Raw genomic sequence first — 16,761 nt, forward strand, 5'->3', positions numbered from 1 at the left:
GTTCAATCCTGTCCAAGACCGGAGCGCAAGGTGAAACGGGAAGAGCGTCAACAATCGATCATCAACCTGCTCGTCGAGCACAAGACCGTCGACCTCGACGATCTGGCCGATCGTTTTGTCGTGTCGAAGATGACCATTCACCGCGATCTGGACGATCTCGAGCAAGCCGGCGTCCTGCGCAAGGTTCGCGGCGGGGCGACGATCGACGCGGGCACGCAGTTCGAAAGCGACTTTCGCTTCCGCGAACGCCAGGGGCATGAGGAGAAGCTCGCCATGGCGCGTGCCGCCCTCGAGCTTGTCGAGCCCGGCATGACGGTTATGGTCAATGACGGCTCGATGGCCGCCGTTCTTGGGGAAATGTTACTCCAGAAGCAGCCCCTGACGCTGATCACCAACAATGCCGCAATCATCGACCGGTTGAAAAGCGAAAACGGGATCACCCTCATCGCGCTCGGCGGCATCTATTCCGCCAAGTTCAATGCCTTTCTGGGCGTGGTGACGGAAGAAGCGCTTGCCCGCCTGCGCGCCGATATCGCCTTCGTCTCGACGCCGGCCGTTTCCGGCAGGCTCGTCTACCATATGGACGACAACATCGTGCGGACGAAACGGGCAATGATCGCGTCAGCCGCCAAGACCTGCCTGCTGGTCAGCCACCAGCGCATCGGCCACACCGCCCTGCATGTGATGGCCGATCTCTCGGATTTCGACGCGGTCATCACCGATCACGCTCCCGACGCCGCCATTCTCGACCAATTGAGCCGTGACGGCATCACTCTCACCATTGCCTCGACCTAGGATTTGAAATGACAGCATCACCGCGCTACTGGATTGGCACCAGCTGGAAAATGAACAAGACGCTGGCGGAAGCCCAAGGCTTTGCCGAGGCATTGCGAGACGCGGATGCCCTGCGCGACTCCGCGATCCAGCGCTTCATTATCCCGCCTTTCACCGCGGTTCGCGAAGTGAAAGCGATCCTGTCGGAGACATCCGTCAAGGTCGGCGCGCAAAACATGCACTGGGCCGACCAGGGTGCCTGGACGGGGGAAATCTCTCCCCCGATGCTCAAGGATTGCAATCTTGATATCGTCGAGCTTGGCCACTCCGAGCGCCGCGAACATTTTGGCGAGACCAATGAGACTGTCGGCCTGAAGACCGAGGCGGCCGTCCGCCACGGCCTGATCCCGCTCATCTGCATCGGCGAGACGCTGAGCGACCGGGAAAGTGGCCGCGCCACGGAAATCCTGAGCGAGCAGGTTATCGGCGCTCTTTCCAAGCTCTCGGCATCGCAGAAACAGGCGCAGATCCTGCTTGCCTACGAACCCGTCTGGGCCATCGGCGAAAAGGGAATTCCCGCCGAACCTTCCTATGCCGACGCGCGCCAGGCCGAAATCATCGCGGTCGCCGAACGCGTGCTCGGCCGCCGGATCCCCTGCCTCTACGGCGGATCGGTCAATCCGGACAATTGCGAAGAACTGATCTCATGCCCGCATATTGACGGGCTTTTCATCGGCCGTTCGGCCTGGAACGTCGAAGGTTACCTCGACATCCTCGCCAAATGCGCCGCCAAACTTAGAGGAGACACAAAATGAAACTTGCCATCGCAGGAGACAGCGCAGGCGAAGGCCTGGCAAAGGTCCTCGCCGATCACCTGAAGGACCGTTACGACGTGAGCGAAGTTTCGCGCACGGACGCGGGCGCGGACGCGTTCTATGCAAACCTTGCCGATCGCGTCGCTTCGGGCGTCATCGACGGAACCTATGACAAAGCCATCCTCGTCTGCGGCACCGGCATCGGCGTCAGCATCTCGGCCAACAAGGTGCCGGGCATTCGCGCGGCGCTGACCCACGACACCTATTCGGCTGAACGCGCCGCGCTGTCGAACAATGCGCAGATCATCACGATGGGCGCCCGCGTTATCGGCACCGAACTTGCCAAAGCGATTGCCGACGCTTTCCTTGCGCAGACCTTCGATACCGAAGGCCGTTCGGCCGGCAATGTGAAGGCCATAGACGACGTCGACGCGAAATATAACGCGCGCTGATTTCCACAAGCGAACCACAGGCGGTCGCCCTTTTTGGGGCGATCGTAATCTGTTCGAGGATCGCGGTATCAAGCGGAAAATCTGTCGCTCGCCGATCCTCTAATTTTGCCCTGCGAAAAGGCTCGCCGCGTGCTGATCAATTCGGTCAGTGATAAGACGCGATCGATGAATGCCACGGCATCGAAACGGTGCGACATGCTGCCGGAATCCTTGCCGGTCATTTGATGGAACAGGAAATCCTCCACATCAATGATCGGAAGCGTCGTATTATGCCTGATACGGCAAATCATATTGCTCTGTGAGACAATGAATGTGACGTCGCCCCAGGCAGACTTGGCGCGTAGATCCGTAAAGCTGGATGCCCCGGTCACGTTCAGGCCAAGCCATGTCAGGATGGTCTCGATGCCCGCTGTTGCGGCGGGATGGTCCAGACAGAGTAAGACCTTCGTCTGCTGCCTGTTGTGCGGTCTGTATTGACTGGGTGCGGAGAACATTGCGGCAGCCTCGCAATCTGGAAAGACCGGCAGCCGGAAACCGGCTGCCGGAATTCACGTCCGACTAGATCGGATTAGCCGGCGAACGAGCTGTCAAAGCTGAACGAGCCGGAGGCGTTGCTGAACGAGAACGTCCCAGCCTTCTGCACGACTTCTGCCGGCAGCGTTGCCGAGAAGGTGCCCGAGCGGCTGCCGAAGGTATAGCTGCCGCTGACGGCACCATCGGCGCCAATGGTGACCGTCGAAGCGACCGTGGAAGCGCCGCCGCTGACGAGATCGAGCATGTCGGCATTGATTTCAGTGATGTTGCTCATGTTAGTCTCCTATTGGGTTAGGTTTGAGGGATTGACCGGGATGGTCCTCCCTCTTCTTGTTGTCACCGGCTGCCTATGGCCTTTAAGGGGTCCAGTACCCAGTCGGTGAAGTGCCGGCGATCCGTAATGACATCGCCGATGAGGGTCATACCGGGGGTCAGCGGGCGCTCTTCGCCGTAGGCGACGATGCTGGTGCGCTCCAGGCTGACGGTCACGCGGTAGACGGGATCTTTGAATGCGATGGGAGCCAGAAGCTCGCCCTCGCGATAGGTGGCGCGGGACACCTGCACGACATGGCCCGACACCACGCCGAAGCGCTGGTACGGGAAGGCGTCGACCCGGAGCCGCACCTCTTGGCCCGGCTGGATCAGGCCGGCCGCGCGCGGCGGCACCAGCAGGTTGGCCTCAAGGCTGCTGCCGGCCGGCACCAACGCCGCCAAGGGCGACTGCGCCACCGCCGTCTGCCCCGGCTGCGCCTGCAATGCCGCGACCCGGCCGGCCACCGGCGCGACCATGACGTAGGCGCGGTTGACCTGTAATTGCGCCAGGGATTGCTCCAACTCGCTGCGAAGGCCTTGCAATTGCGCCAGCTTGTCATCCCGCTCCGACGGCAGGCTTGCCAGTTGCGAACGGGCATCGTTGAGGTCGCCTTGCCGCTGCTCTTTCTGCCGCTCCAGCTCGTGGATGACGCTTTCCTGCGCGAGGATCTGCTGCTGGCGGCGCGACAGCTCGAAGCGCGTGCCGCTGCCCTTGACCTGAAGCTGTGCATAGCGACCGGCATCGTCCGTTTGCAGGGCTTGCAGGCGGCGCTCCGACTCCAGCCGCTGTTCCTGGCTCGCCAGTTCTCCGCCAAGTCCTTCGACGCGAGCCGAAAGGCGCCGTCCCTCCTCGTCGAAGCGGGCTTTCGCGGCGGTCATCTGTGTGTCGATCGCCTGGATGCGGGCTTGAGTCTCTAAGCGCAGCTTCTCGCCGACCTGGCCGTCGGCACCAGTCATTTCCAGCGACAGCTCCACCATCGGCTGACCCTGGGTCACCACATCACCCTCATGGACGAGCACCCTGGTCACGATACCACCCTTGGTGGCATAGAGCTGCGCCAGACCGCCGGTCGGAGCAACATAGCCCTGCACCGTTTCCTTGCGTGCATAGGTGCCGGTCATGAGATAGGTCGCACCGATAACCACGAAGGCCCCGAGGATCGCCGTCATGACACCGTGGCTCACCGGTTGCGCGATCATCACCTCGCCGCGAAGCCGGCGGCGGTGTTCTATGGCTTCGGTGCGGAACAATGCCTCGCTCATGGCACCACCTGCAAAGGCTGCGCCGGCACATCGCGCATCAACTCACGCACATGGCCGTTCTCCACGGCGAAGACGCGCGCCGCGCCCTCGATGGCTCCGGGGCGATGGGCGACCATCACCTGGGTAATGCCGAGCCTGCTCAGCGCCTGCATGACGCGACGCTCCGCAAGGACGTCGAGATTGGCCGTCCCCTCGTCGAGAAACAATATGGAGGGGGTGCGGTAGAGCGCCCGTGCCAGCAGCGCGCGCTGCTGTTGGCCGCCCGACAGGGTCGATCCGAGATCGCCCACCAGGGTCATGTAGCCCATCGGCATGCGCAGGATTTCGTCGTGAAGGCCGACGAGCCCGGCAACCGCTTCGACACGCGCCAGATCCATATCGGGATCGAAGAAGGCGATATTGTCGGCGATCGTGCCCGCAAAAAGCTGGTCGTCCTGCATGACCACGCCGATACGCGCGCGGTAGGCCCGCATCCCCAGAGCGTTGAATGGCAGACCGTCGACAAGCACTTCGCCCTCGTTTGGCGGATAAAGACCCATCAGCAGCTTCAGGAGCGTGGATTTACCCCCGCCCGAAGGCCCGACAAACGCCACGGACTGTCCCGGCTCGATACTCAAGGACACATCCTTCAACACCCAGGCTTCGCGCTCGGCATAGCGGAAGGAAAGGTTGCGCACGGTGAGCGCACCGGCGAGCGGACGATCCTTGCGCGCCTCGGCGTCAAGGTCCGGCTCGGGATCCTGGTGCACGGCATCGGCCAGACGCTCCAGATGCAGGCCTGTCATGCGGAACTTGAAATACTGATCGACCAGCGACAGGGCGGCGGTGCTGAACTGGCTGCGATAAGACAGGAACGCCAGCAGCATGCCGAGCGTCATCTCTCCCCGGATGATGGCGCCTGCGCCCAGATAGAACACCAGCAGCATCTCCGCCCCCGTCAGGAAGGACAGGCCCGCAGTCCCCTTGAGGCTGACTTTCTGGAGGCGCACATTGTTGTTGATGCTGTCGGCATAGGCGTTCTGCCAGACGCCGTGGCGCTCCAACTCCCGGCCGAACAGCTTGAAGGCTCTCGCACCCCGGATGGTTTCAAGGAAAACGCCGTCCACCTTGGCCTGATACTGGATGCCCTCATTGGTCAGGCTCCGCAGCCAGGGGAAGGTGCCCAACCGGACGCACACGACAAGCGCCAGCGATACCAGCACCACGCTTGCCAGATAGGGTGCATAGATCAGCATCACCGCCAGGGTGATGACGGCCATGAGCCCGTCCAGAGCGCCGGAGACGAGGCCGCCCGTCAGAAGGTCCTGCACCGGCTGCAGGGAGTTGAAGCGCGATAGAATATCGCCGAGACGCCGCTTTTCGAACCACGGCACCGGCAGACGCAGCGCATGGCGCAACAGGTTGCCGCGCATCTGGAAGGTCAAAAGAGTGCTGAAATGCATCTGCACGTAGCCGCGCAGCAAGGTCGTGGCGCTCTGGATCAGCAGCAGCAATCCGGCACCAATGACGATCACGTTCAGAAGGCTGAGATCGCCCTTGGAGATGGCTTCGTCGACGATCATCTGGTTGACGAGCGGCGACAGCAGGGCGAAAAATTGCAGCAAGGCGGAGAGGGCCAGAATCTGCAACAGGCTCGGAATGAAGCCGGCGCTCCGGGACCACAGGTCGGCCAGACGCACCCGCTCGACCACCTTGCGTTTGCGGAAGGTGGCAGCCGGCGTCAGTTCCAGCGCCACGCCGGTAAAGTGCCTGGATGCCTCGGCGTGGGAAAACCGCCGCTGGCCGCTGGCCGGGTCATGCACCTCAATCCGGTTCGGCGTTACCCGGCTCAACACGACATAGTGCGACATGTCCCAGTGCAGGATGCAGGGCATCTTCAGCTTGCCGATGTCCTCCATTTCCAGCTTCAGGGGCCGGCTGGTAAAACCGAGATCGTCGGCAACGGTGACGAGGCTCTTCAGCGTCGTGCCCTTGGAGGACACCGCATGGCGTCGCCTGAGCTCCGACAGCGTCACGCGATGACCGTGATAACCCGCCACCATCGCCAGGCAGGCAAGTCCGCATTCGGCAGCTTCAGACTGCAGAAGAGGCTCGATCCGTGAGCGATTGTGAAGGGCTGTGAGAAGCAACTGACCATCCCGTCTTGGAGGTGTGGAAGTTGTCGCCGGCGTTCGATCGCGGCGTCCATGATTTGCGGCGCGGCCATCGAACGCGCCGCGAGGAAATACATGCCAGATCCAATTATTGTGTTGGGTCTCGTTATGTTGAGAGATGTTACAACGCGCCGCGAACCGGCCACATTTGGTCAAAGACCGGGGCCGGTCGGAGAGATATGTCCATCACGGATGCGGGAGCATCGCTCTGTCTTGACCGTATGACGCCGCACCAACAAAATGCAGCGATAGCGCAAAAATGGATTCACCCGGCCACCGCCGAAGGCTATAGCTGTCCCTGGCTAGCGCACACAGATTGGACCGAATTCATGACCGACACCGTTACCGATCGCTTCCTTCGTTATGTCGTTATCGACACCCAATCCGATCCCACCTCAGCGACACAGCCCTCGACCGAAAAGCAGAAGAACCTCGGTCGTGTCCTGGTCGAGGACCTGCTGGCGATCGGCCTTGCGGACGCGCATCTCGACGAGCACGGCTATGTCTATGCGACCATTCCATCCAACGTTGACAAGCCTGTCCCGGTCATCTGCTTCTGCTCGCACATGGACACCGCACCCGACTTCACGGGAACGAATGTGAAGCCGCAGATCGTGCGGAACTATAGTGGCGGCGACATCAAGCTTCCGGGCGACCCGCAGCAGATCATCCGCGTCAGCGACAATCCCGTGCTCAGCAACCAGATCGGCAACGACATCATCACCTCAGATGGCACGACGCTGCTCGGCGCCGACGACAAGGCGGGACTGGCAGAAATCGTGACGGCGGCGCAATTCCTTCTCGATAATCCCGATATCAAGCATGGAACCATCAAGCTCCTGTTCACCACCGACGAGGAAATCGGCCGGGGCGTCGACAAGGTGGATCTGGCAAAGCTTGGCGCCGAGTTCGCCTATACGATGGATGGCGAAACGGCCGGCCATGTCGAAGACGAGACCTTCTCGGCCGATGGCGTCGAGATTTCCATCCAGGGCGTGGCAATCCATCCAGGCTTCGCCAAGGACAAGATGGAAAACGCTATCAAGATCGCCGGCACCATCATCAGCCGCCTGCCTAAGGACACGGCTCCCGAAACGACGGCGGGCCGGGACGGCTTCGTTCATCCGACCGGCGTGACCGGCTCGATGGAAAAGGCATCCCTCGGCTTCATCATCCGCGACTTTAACGACGAGGGGCTGACGACCAAGGAAGTCATGCTCGAGGCGATCGTCAAGGACGTGATGGCCGGCTATCCCGGCTCGTCCTACACCTTCAAGGTCAGACAACAATACCGCAACATGAAGACCATCCTCGATCGCCATCCGCAGATCGTCGATTACGCCATGGAAGCCGTCCGGCGCGCCGGCATGACGCCAGTGCGCGGCAGCATTCGCGGCGGCACCGACGGCTCGCGGCTATCCTTCATGGGCCTGCCCTGCGCCAACATCTTCGCGGGCGGCCACGCCTTCCACTCGCCGCTCGAATGGGTCAGCAGCCAGGACATGGAAAAGGCCGTCAAGACCATCGTCGAACTTTCGAAACTCTGGGCGGAGCGCGCTTAGGATTGATACAGATGCTTATCCGACACGAAATGCCTGGGGATGTGGATGCGATCCATGATCTGACATGGGCCGCTTTCAAGCCGATGCCCTTCAGCGACGATACCGAGGTGGACATTCTCCGGGCGCTGCGCGCATCCGGTGACTTGGCGATCTCGCTGGTCGCCGAGGAGGATGGCAAGATTTTGGGGCACATCGCGTTTTCGCGAGTGAAGATCGATGGCGTGGACAATGGCTGGTTCGGGCTCGGCCCGATATCGGTCGCACCCGAAAGACAGCGCCAAGGCATCGGCAAAGCGCTCATCGCCAAGGGGCTGGAGCTCCTGGATGGAATGGGCGCAAGTGGATGCGCCCTCATCGGTAATCCGGATGTCTACAGGCACGCGGGCTTCGAAAGCGATGGGCGGCTGACCTATCAGGACCTGGACACGAAATACGTTCAAAGGTTCGTTCTTCGAGGCCCCATCCCGAGCGGAGCGCTGCAATTTGCGCCGGCATTCGGACATTAGCGCCTCTTCCCAGGCGCCACGCGAACCTCAAGCGATCGCCCGCCCGATCGCATCCGCCAGGCCTGCGGGGTTGTCCCACGCCATGGAATGACCCGCGTCCGGCGTAATCGATATTCTTGGCATAGATGACCGGTCGTGGAGCGGCACGTTGCTTACCTTCGATAGCGACGATGATCGATCAGCAAGAATACAGAGAGCTTTCTTCAAGTTTCCGTAGTGATCTGTTCAACTAAAGAGGCACCGATCCTATTTGCGATCGGTAGATTGTTGCCGACTACAATATTCAAAGATGTCCAGCCTATTGCTAGCATCGCTTGTATTCTACAAGCCATCCGTGAAATTTTTATTGCTGAGTTAAAAATTAAGACTATCCTAATGTGCAGTCTTGGGAGGAAAGGCTCTAAAATTCGCCCATTCATTCCAACGCTACGGTGCGCGCGCTCCGACATCAGAAACTGGTCCGCTTTGCTGGCCTGAACTGAAACGGAGACAAGTCATGAGAATACGATCTTCACGGATAGCGGTCGCCGCATCCGCATTCTTACTATTGGCCTCGACGGCCTATGCAGAACCCGGTGGCGGTACAGATCATGGCGGAAGCCAATCCGGACGCGGGCTCGGCGCGGGTCTTGGCGTTTCCGTCGGCGGCATCAAGGCAGGAGCGGGTCTTGGCTTGAGTTCAACCGGACTCAACGCGGGCGCGGGCGCATCCGTCGGCGGCACCAATGGCGTGAATGCTGGCGCCGGCGTGTCCGCATCGACCAGCCGCGGCGTCAACGCCGGAGCGGGAGTCTCGGTTGGCGGCACCAATGGTGTTAACGCCGGTCTCGGTGCGTCTGCAAATACCACCAGCGGCGTCAATGCCGGTGTGGGCGCATCTGTCGGCGGTTCCGGTGGGATCAATGCCGGCGCCGGCGTATCGCTCGGCGGTGGCGGCGCGAGTGTGGGTGTCGGCGTTGGTATCGGCGGCGGCTCCGGCAGTGGTGGCGGCGGGACCGGAGGCGGCGGAACAGGTGGTTCCGGCGGGTCGGGTGGGTCGGGTGGATCCTCTGGAGGGTCTGGCGGCTCCGGTGGCATCGGTAGCGTTGGCAGCGGAAACGGCGGCCTTGGTGGCTCCGGATCGGGCAGTGGCCAAGGTGTCGGAGTGAGCAGAAGCACGCTTGCGGCGTTCCGCACCATGTCCAATGCCGAGCAGAGGCGTATGCTCATAGCCTGCCGTCAGGTGACTGCTTCGGGCAATTTCGATGCCGGTCTTGTAAGCCTCTGCAAACTCTTGCGCAGCACCGCGAGCGCGGGCGGCTTATGAAGCCTTGCGCAGTTGACATCCGGGCCGTCCCGCCAGGGGCGGGCCAATAGCCAACAACACTCGCTGCTTCCCCTCAGGCAGGCAGTGGGTGTTGTCCGCATTGCAGGCGAACTGACCAAATGGTCATGCTTGATGTCAAACGCCTTTATTCGACGCGAAGCCCCGCCGTTTTCAAAAGCGGGAGAACCCGATCGCAGAAATAGGGCAGTTCCTGCGTGTAATTGACGAAGGACAGCGCGATGCCGGCATAGCCCTGGGCCGAGATCGCGATCATCTCCTCGGCGATCCTTTCCGGCGTGCCGATCAGCGGATAGCTGCCGGCGCCGCCGGCGAAGCGCTGACGATAGCGATCATAGGCGTCACGGTCGTGCGACTGCGAGAATTCCTTCTTGCCGGCCATATGCTGATCGACCGCGGCGTGATCGGCCATGGTGACGGCATAGCGGATGTAATAATCCTCCGCTTCTTGCTGCGTCTCGCGGCAGACGACATGGCAGACGGTGTAGACACCCACGTCCCTGCCCTTTTTCTCCGCCCGCTCGCGGATATCGGCAACATGCTTGCCGGCGTCGCCAATCTCCGTGAAGGTGGTGAAGAGATAATCGCAGCTTGCCGCCGCAAAATCCCGGCCCGGACCGCCAAAGGCGGCATTCATCGTCACCGGCCTCGGCGCTTGCAGGCTCGCCGGACGGCTGACGGCCTCCTTCAGCGTATAATAGGTGCCGGCATAATCGATCGGCTCGTCTGAGGCGTAGAGCCTTTCGACGATCTCCAGCCATTCCGCCGCCTGGTCGTATCCCTTCTCGACCAGCGGAATACCGAACATGCCGAATTCCTTCGGGTTCCAGCCGCAAACGATATTGAGGCCCGCCCTGCCCTGGCTGATATGGTCGACGGTCGCCAGCGATTTCGCGGCATAAAGCGGATGTACGAGCGGCACATGCACGGTCATGAACAGGCCGACGTTCTCGGTCGCCGCGGCCAGCGCCGCCGCCCAGGTGAAGGTCTCGAACGACCATTCGCGCACCCGGTTCTTGCCGCCGAAGCCGCGCCAGCGGGCGATCGGCAGGAAGAACTCCAGACCGGCGCGGTCGGCAATCTGCGCGGCGGTCAGATTATCCTGCCAGCCCGCGGCCCAGCGTTCCGGCACATCGGTGATCGCCAGCCCGCCATCGGCATTGGCTGAGAACACGCCGAGCTTCAGCCGGTTCGGGCCTTTCAGCGGATGCATCTTCATCATGGTTCCCTCTTCATTTTTGTCTTCTGCGACGGGACGAACGGCCAATGAAGCGCGACCCAGAAAGGCCGCATGGATGGCTAAAAGCCCTTCGATATGACGTGCGGCAACGGCGGGGCCGGCAAAGGTGCCAGGCCGAGCAGACTGAAAATAACCCATGAAACGCGCAGTGATACGGGTCGGTTGACCGCACGCAACCATGTATGGATTTGTGACTTACGGCCAAAACAATTTCAAGCATAAAATTTATTCGCCTGCGGCGGCTCCGCAGACATCTAAAAAGATGCTGTTGTGAAGAAGCATCCGAGAGATCAGTTCGTTTGCGAGGGCTCCCCGATCTAAAGCGGAGATTACAGCCGAGGAAGTGCGGGTGATCTCAAGCAACCGATTGAGTATAAATCGGCACCAAAGCCTGCCGCAGACATTTCCGAACATTGCTGAAAAAAGGTATTATGAAGGAATTTCTTATCCGGACATTTCCAGTCGCAGGTAGGCTCTCCCAAGGGAGATGATGTGCGCTTCATCGCGAGAAATCTTATTCTATTGATTTCACAGACTTTTATCGCCGGAAATCGCAATAAACACACCCGCATTTCCATGTCATTACGCAGTTATTCTACCACGGGCTTTGAGTGGTGCGCAAAAGGCCATTTACGTCCGCTTAATCTCGCCACTGCCACAATTGTACATCCGCACAATACAGCAATGGGCAACGTCAAAATGGTTACCGCAATATCCTCCTCCACGGCCTCATCCTTGTTTGGCACATCCTCTGCCGCATCAACATCATCGAGCTCGTCGACCGCAGATGATGCTACGAAAATACAGGTTGAAATCGCGGCAAAGAAGGCGGAACTCGCCAGCACGAAAGACCCCGACGAAGCTGCCACGCTTCAAAAGGATTTGACCGCCCTTGAGGCCAAGCTGGCCAAGCTGCAGAAATCCTCAAGCAGCCAGTCGAGCGCGTCCGGCCAAACCGCGAAGGCGAGCGCTGCCCCCAGCTCCAGCTCGTCGAAGAGCAATGCGCAATCGCCATTGTCTGGCGAAAGCGATCGCATCGGCACGGCGAATTTCGACGAGACCACGGACTTCGGAGAACGAACCGCCTACGTCTGATCATTGGCCCGAAACGCGGTCCCGTTGCGGGAACCGGAGGTGAGCTACCCCTATCTGCGCCGCCTGGCGCCGTCAAAAAAGAGTAGCATGGCAAGCCCCGCCAATCCGGCAACCGCTCCGATGATCGCCGTTCCCGAATAGCTGCTTGTACCCGTTCCAATCGCAAAAAGGAGAGCGCTAAGGCCCGCGCTCAGGAAAATGTTGACGGATATGAGCGCACTGCCGAGTCCGGGGCGCTCGGCAATCAGATCCTGCAGATATGTGATGGGGATGCTGATAAGGGCGGCCGCTCCAATCCCACTGACCAGGGTCAGCGCATAGAGGTGCCACGGCGCCGATGCCAGCCCGAGCAGCAGCAGGTAAACGATATAGATGACCGTGCCGATGGCCAGTGCCGTGACATGGTTCATCATCCGTTGGGCGCGTCCCCACACGACAATGAATATGACTTCGAGAAACGCGACGATCCCCACGAGTATGCCGATATCGGTGACGGTCCCGTGGGCGGCGCCGGTGACGATGAGGGGCAGAATAGTGTCGCTGACATGAACTGTGCTGGTGATCAGCGCCACGGCGATCACGCGCACGAGGATCGGCGGCGAGACGACCTCGCCGAGGGCCGCAAGATAGGAGAGATGGCGCGTTGCGGCTTTGTCGGTGCCGTTCTGGCGCGGAAGGAAAACCGCGATCAGTCCAAGGCAGACCACACAGGCCACACTTGCGAAGAGATAGGCAGGCAGCATAGTTCCGGAATTTACGAGCAGCACGCCGGTAATACCGGGCACGAGAACCCAGGACAGCGAAATCATTGCCCGGACGCCCGAGTTGACGGTGGCGACGTCGTGACGTGCCATTCCCTTGGTCGTCGCTCTCACATTGGCAAAAAGCAGCGAATTGAGGGAGCCGTAAACCGGCAGGAATAACAATGCACTGAGAATGAAGGTCGCCTGTGCCGGAACGACATAGACCGCCCCATAACCCAGAATGCCGAAAATGGCGACCGTCAGCATCATCGTGCGGTATTCACCAAGCCTGTCCGCCAGGTTTCCGAGCAGAATGCTGACGACAACGTTCACGGCTGCCGCGCAAAAGATCAGGGCCGAATACAGCCCATTGCTCAGGCCAAGCTCGCGAATACCGACGACAGACTGATAAGGCGCGGTCGCGGCTCCGGCAAAGCCGAAGGCAAAGATGGCCAACATGCTCACCCGGATCGTCGGCTCGCGGAATACTTCAGGAATGAGGCGGGTCATCAATGGTGTCGAAGGTCCGGCAAATCACCCGGTCGCAGGGTGACCGGGTTTTAGCAGATTTATGCCCGGCCGAAACCCGCCAAGGCGAAATATCAGCTGCGCCAGTGCTCCGAAAAGCCTCTAAATCCGCCGGCAGGAATTGCCGGGGACAAATTTCGGGGTCAGCACGAAATCCTGCGGCGGCTCGACGGCGCCTTGCGGGTCGGTGATCCGGTGCATGAGGCGCCGGGCAATGATGCCGCCGAGCGCCAAAGTGTCCTGAACCACCATGGTGATGCGCGGGGTGATGACCGAACTCCATTGTACATTATCGATCATGGCGAGCGAAATATCGTCGGGACAACGGAAGCCCAGTTCCTGCATGGCTTGCAGCGCGGAGAGCGCCACCGCGTTGTTGGCGCCGAGGATAGCGGTCGGACGCTCGGGCTGGATGAGCAGGCGCATCGCCGCCTCGTAGCCGGCGGTACGGGTGAACTGTCCATCGACGACAAAATTTGGGTTAACCTCAACACCCGCATTCGCCATCGTATCCATAAAACCGCGATAGCGTTCGGTCGCCGTGTGCATATGGCTCGGGCCTGCAATGAAGGCGATCCGCCGGTGGCCGAGCTGCAAGAGATGTTCGGTGAGCATCGCTCCGGCGAGGTGGTTGTCGGAGCCGACGAAGTCACGCTCGATGCCGGCAACCTTCTGGTCGAAGCAGACGATCGGAACATTCAATCCGCCGATGAAGTCGACATAGTCCTGATCATGTCCGGAAGGCGCAAGCGCCAAGCCTGCCGTCTTGAGGCCGATCAAATGTTCGACCATGGCCTTTTCACGCCCCGTCTTGCCGGAGGAGTCGGTCACGAGCACGAAATGGCTGTGGTCGAGCGCGTAGTTCTCCAGCTCGCGCCGGATGTCACCGAAAAACGGGTTGCCGACATTACCGACGACAAAGCCGACCATGCGGCTGCGCCCGCGCGCCAGGCTCTGCGCCAGCGGATCCGCAACGAAACCCACCGCGGCGACGGCATGGCGGATTTTTTCTAGAGTCTTCGGGCTGACGCGAGCCGGATTGCTCAGGGCTAGCGAGACCGTCGACACCGATACGTCGGCGAGTTTGGCAACATCGCGAATTGTGGCCATCAGATTTTCGAACCGTTTCTATCACTTTCAGCCTACCCGGAGAAGGCACATTTCCATGCAACCTTTCGTCACATATCTAACATCTACAGGAATTCAGGCAATATGCCAGGCGACGATTTCAACAGCGCGCTTGACATCCGGGGCGAGAGAATCAATGATTAAATCGAACCGGTTCGATAAAGCTCAGAATCTTGGGAGGATAGCGTGAGCGACGTAGCAACGATCAGTGGTGGCCGTGATGCGGCCGACGGCAAGGTATGGTTCGAGCAGGACCGCTTCGGCATGTTTATCCATTTCGGGCTCTATGCACTCGGCGCCCGGCATGAATGGCTGAAGAACCGCGAGGAATTCACCACCGAGGCCTATCAGAAGTATTTCGACAATTTCGATCCGGACCTCTACGACGCCCGCGAATGGGCGCGCCGCGCCCACGCCGCCGGCATGAAATATGTCGTGCTCACCGCCAAGCATCATGAAGGCTTCTGCCTCTGGGATAGCAAGGTCACCGACTACAAGGTCACGAACACGCCCTACGGCAAGGATCTGATCCAGCCCTATGTCGAAGCCTTGCGCGCCGAAGGGCTCAAGGTCGGGTTCTACTATTCGCTGCTCGACTGGCATCACCCGGACTTCCCGATCGATACGCATCACCCGCAGCGCAACCATCCCGACGCGGCAAAGCTCAATGAAGGCCGCGACATCACTCGCTACGCCCAATATATGCGCGATCAGGTGACCGAGCTTTTGACCGATTTCGGCAAGATCGACGTGATCTGGTTCGATTTCAGCTATCCCCGCCGCGTGCACAAGGGACTTCCCGGCAAAGGCCGCGCCGATTGGGAAAGCGACCGCCTGATCAAGCTGGTGCGTGAGCTACAGCCTGACATCATCGTCGGCGACCGCCTTGATCTGCCGCGCGACGCGGATCACATGCCTGATCTGGTGACGCCGGAACAATATACGCCGCGCGTCGCACCGACCGTCGCGGGGCTGCCGGTGCGCTGGGAAGCCTGCCACACCTTCAGCGGCTCCTGGGGCTATTATCGCGACGAGACGACCTGGAAAGATGCCGGCCAGCTCATCAATATCCTGATCGATACCGTTTCGCTCGGCGGCAATCTCTTGATGAATGTCGGCCCGACGGGACGCGGCACCTTCGACGCCCGCGCCATCACGGCGCTTGATACCTATGGAGACTGGCTGCGACTCAACGGACGCGCCATCTATGGGGCCGGCCCCTCCGCATATAAGGCGCCGAACGGCTGCCGCTTCACCCAGAAGGGTAACCGGCTCTATCTGCATGTCCAGACCTGGCCGTTCAGGCATATCCATATCGAGGGACTGGGGCGCAAGGTGAAATACGCGCAGTTCCTGCACGACGCCAGCGAGCTGCACTGGCTGGATCCGGATGCGGAAGTGGATTCCAACATCGGCGTTGCCGTCGGAGAAGGCATACTGACCCTCGAATTGCCGGTCCTAAAGCCCGATGTGGTGGTGCCGGTAATCGAACTGATCCTGAAGGATTGACTGCCCTCCAGCTGGTGCCGTCATGAGCCGCGAAGTCGAACTCATTGCCGCGATGACGCCGTTGATCGCCGATCTGGCCGAAGACGGCAATGGCGCCGTCGCGCTGGCCGGCTCGCGCGGCAAGGGACGGTCGGATGCGCAATCGGACTTCGACTTCCGGGTCTATGCCGATGCCTATCGCGGGCCGGAGCTCAGACAGACCGGCTCATGGAGGCGCTTCGAGAAGGCCATGCGCGGCTGGCAGGCAGAGGGGGTCCGGATGGACGGGATATGGATGCGGCGCTATGCCGGCGTGCAGCAAGATCTGGACACCTGGCTTGCCGGCATTGCAGTCCCGAAGAATTTCGAATGGACGATCTGGGGCTATCATCTGCCGACGGACCTTTCCAGCCAGCAGATCATCGCCGATCCACGCGGCCTGCTGGCTGGATGGAAGCGACAGCTGGCGCAATACCCCGAAGCGCTCCGGGCCTCGGTTCTGCGCCAGCACATGGACATTCTGCGCTATTGGGCCAAGGACTATCACTATGAAAGCAAGGTCGCCCGCCGCGACCTCGTCTTTCTGGTGGGACTAACGGGGAAATTGGCCAACGCCATTCTGCAGACCGTCTTTGCCTTCAACCGGGCCTATTATCCCGGCGATGGCTGGAACCTGCCGATGGCGGCCGAGCTCGAGCGGCTGCCGCCCGATTTCCTGCCGCGGATGACCGCCATTCTGGAACCGGCAGACGATCCCGACGCCTGGCGGCGCCAGCGGGCGGAACTGATCGGAATGATCACCGACCTGGAGGCGCTGATCGCGGCCTGAAAGGGCTGCAAGACG

The 16,761-nt window shown here is 60.7% G+C and carries 16 protein-coding genes; 9 read left to right on the forward strand and 7 right to left on the reverse strand.

Annotation, left to right across the window (positions count from 1 at the left end; translation table 11 throughout):
* Positions 1–30: 30 nt before the first annotated feature.
* The 3 genes from EX00_RS15455 to derI are packed head-to-tail and all read left to right on the forward strand — an operon-like array spanning position 31 to position 2,041.
* On the forward strand, positions 31–795 hold the full coding sequence (locus tag EX00_RS15455; protein WP_047459309.1) for a DeoR/GlpR family DNA-binding transcription regulator: 765 nt from the start codon (positions 31–33) through the stop codon (positions 793–795).
* A gap of 8 nt (positions 796–803) precedes the next feature.
* Positions 804–1,589 (forward strand): triose-phosphate isomerase, encoded by a 786-nt coding sequence (locus tag EX00_RS15460; RefSeq protein ID WP_047459311.1) that lies wholly within the window; start codon positions 804–806, stop codon positions 1,587–1,589.
* Entirely contained in the window at positions 1,586–2,041 is a 456-nt protein-coding gene (gene derI / locus EX00_RS15465; RefSeq protein WP_047459313.1) for a D-erythrulose-4-phosphate isomerase, read from the forward strand. The genes EX00_RS15460 and derI overlap by 4 nt, the downstream gene beginning before the upstream one ends.
* Positions 2,042–2,109: 68 nt before the next feature.
* Here derI and EX00_RS15470 read toward each other — a convergent pair whose 3' ends face one another.
* The 4 genes from EX00_RS15470 to EX00_RS15485 form a co-directional block, all read right to left on the reverse strand.
* Entirely contained in the window at positions 2,110–2,535 is a 426-nt protein-coding gene (locus EX00_RS15470) for a hypothetical protein (RefSeq protein ID WP_047459315.1), read from the reverse strand.
* A 74-nt stretch (positions 2,536–2,609) separates the two neighbouring features.
* Positions 2,610–2,849 carry a Blp family class II bacteriocin gene (locus EX00_RS15475; RefSeq protein ID WP_047459317.1) on the reverse strand — a complete coding sequence of 80 codons (240 nt, stop codon included), beginning with the start codon at positions 2,847–2,849 and terminating at the stop codon, positions 2,610–2,612.
* A gap of 62 nt (positions 2,850–2,911) precedes the next feature.
* Positions 2,912–4,150 (reverse strand): HlyD family secretion protein, encoded by a 1,239-nt coding sequence (locus EX00_RS15480; protein ID WP_047459320.1) that lies wholly within the window; start codon positions 4,148–4,150, stop codon positions 2,912–2,914.
* Positions 4,147–6,279, reverse strand: coding sequence for a peptidase domain-containing ABC transporter (locus tag EX00_RS15485; RefSeq protein WP_047459322.1), 2,133 nt, complete (start codon positions 6,277–6,279; stop codon positions 4,147–4,149). Before EX00_RS15485 ends, EX00_RS15480 begins: the two co-directional genes overlap by 4 nt.
* A 353-nt stretch (positions 6,280–6,632) precedes the next feature.
* On the opposite strand from EX00_RS15485, the gene pepT reads away from it, so the two are divergent.
* The 3 genes from pepT to EX00_RS15500 all read left to right on the forward strand — a co-directional run bounded on the left by pepT (position 6,633) and on the right by EX00_RS15500 (position 9,677).
* Positions 6,633–7,865, forward strand: coding sequence for a peptidase T (gene pepT / locus EX00_RS15490; protein WP_047460381.1), 1,233 nt, complete (start codon positions 6,633–6,635; stop codon positions 7,863–7,865).
* Between the two features lie 11 nt (positions 7,866–7,876).
* Complete coding sequence (locus EX00_RS15495; protein ID WP_047459324.1) at positions 7,877–8,371, forward strand: GNAT family N-acetyltransferase; 495 nt, start codon at positions 7,877–7,879, stop codon at positions 8,369–8,371.
* Positions 8,372–8,867: 496 nt separating this feature from the next.
* On the forward strand, positions 8,868–9,677 hold the full coding sequence (locus EX00_RS15500) for a hypothetical protein (protein ID WP_047459326.1): 810 nt from the start codon (positions 8,868–8,870) through the stop codon (positions 9,675–9,677).
* A 145-nt stretch (positions 9,678–9,822) separates the two neighbouring features.
* On the opposite strand, the gene EX00_RS15505 is transcribed toward EX00_RS15500, so the two are convergent.
* The gene (locus EX00_RS15505; protein ID WP_047460383.1) at positions 9,823–10,917 is read right to left on the reverse strand and encodes an LLM class flavin-dependent oxidoreductase; all 1,095 of its coding nucleotides are present in this window, start codon (positions 10,915–10,917) and stop codon (positions 9,823–9,825) included.
* A gap of 510 nt (positions 10,918–11,427) precedes the next feature.
* On the opposite strand from EX00_RS15505, the gene EX00_RS15510 reads away from it, so the two are divergent.
* Positions 11,428–12,030: a hypothetical protein gene (locus tag EX00_RS15510; protein WP_234709022.1), complete on the forward strand. Its 603-nt coding sequence runs from the start codon at positions 11,428–11,430 to the stop codon at positions 12,028–12,030.
* Positions 12,031–12,080: 50 nt separating this feature from the next.
* Here EX00_RS15510 and EX00_RS15515 read toward each other — a convergent pair whose 3' ends face one another.
* Together EX00_RS15515 and EX00_RS15520 are read right to left on the reverse strand one after the other, a co-directional pair.
* Positions 12,081–13,283 carry an MFS transporter gene (locus EX00_RS15515; protein ID WP_047459328.1) on the reverse strand — a complete coding sequence of 401 codons (1,203 nt, stop codon included), beginning with the start codon at positions 13,281–13,283 and terminating at the stop codon, positions 12,081–12,083.
* A 120-nt stretch (positions 13,284–13,403) separates the two neighbouring features.
* Positions 13,404–14,411, reverse strand: coding sequence for a LacI family DNA-binding transcriptional regulator (locus tag EX00_RS15520; RefSeq protein WP_047459330.1), 1,008 nt, complete (start codon positions 14,409–14,411; stop codon positions 13,404–13,406).
* Between the two features lie 204 nt (positions 14,412–14,615).
* Here EX00_RS15520 and EX00_RS15525 point away from each other — a divergent pair, with 204 nt between their 5' ends.
* On the forward strand, positions 14,616–15,938 hold the full coding sequence (locus EX00_RS15525; RefSeq protein WP_047459335.1) for an alpha-L-fucosidase: 1,323 nt from the start codon (positions 14,616–14,618) through the stop codon (positions 15,936–15,938).
* 22 nt (positions 15,939–15,960) lie between these two features.
* A complete protein-coding gene (locus tag EX00_RS15530) occupies positions 15,961–16,746 on the forward strand; it encodes a DUF4037 domain-containing protein (RefSeq protein WP_047459337.1) in 786 nt (261 codons plus the stop codon).
* Positions 16,747–16,761: the final 15 nt, after the last annotated feature.

The sequence above is a fragment of the Martinezella rhizogenes genome (assembly GCF_000799715.1).
Lineage (GTDB): Bacteria > Pseudomonadota > Alphaproteobacteria > Rhizobiales > Rhizobiaceae > Rhizobium > Rhizobium rhizogenes_C.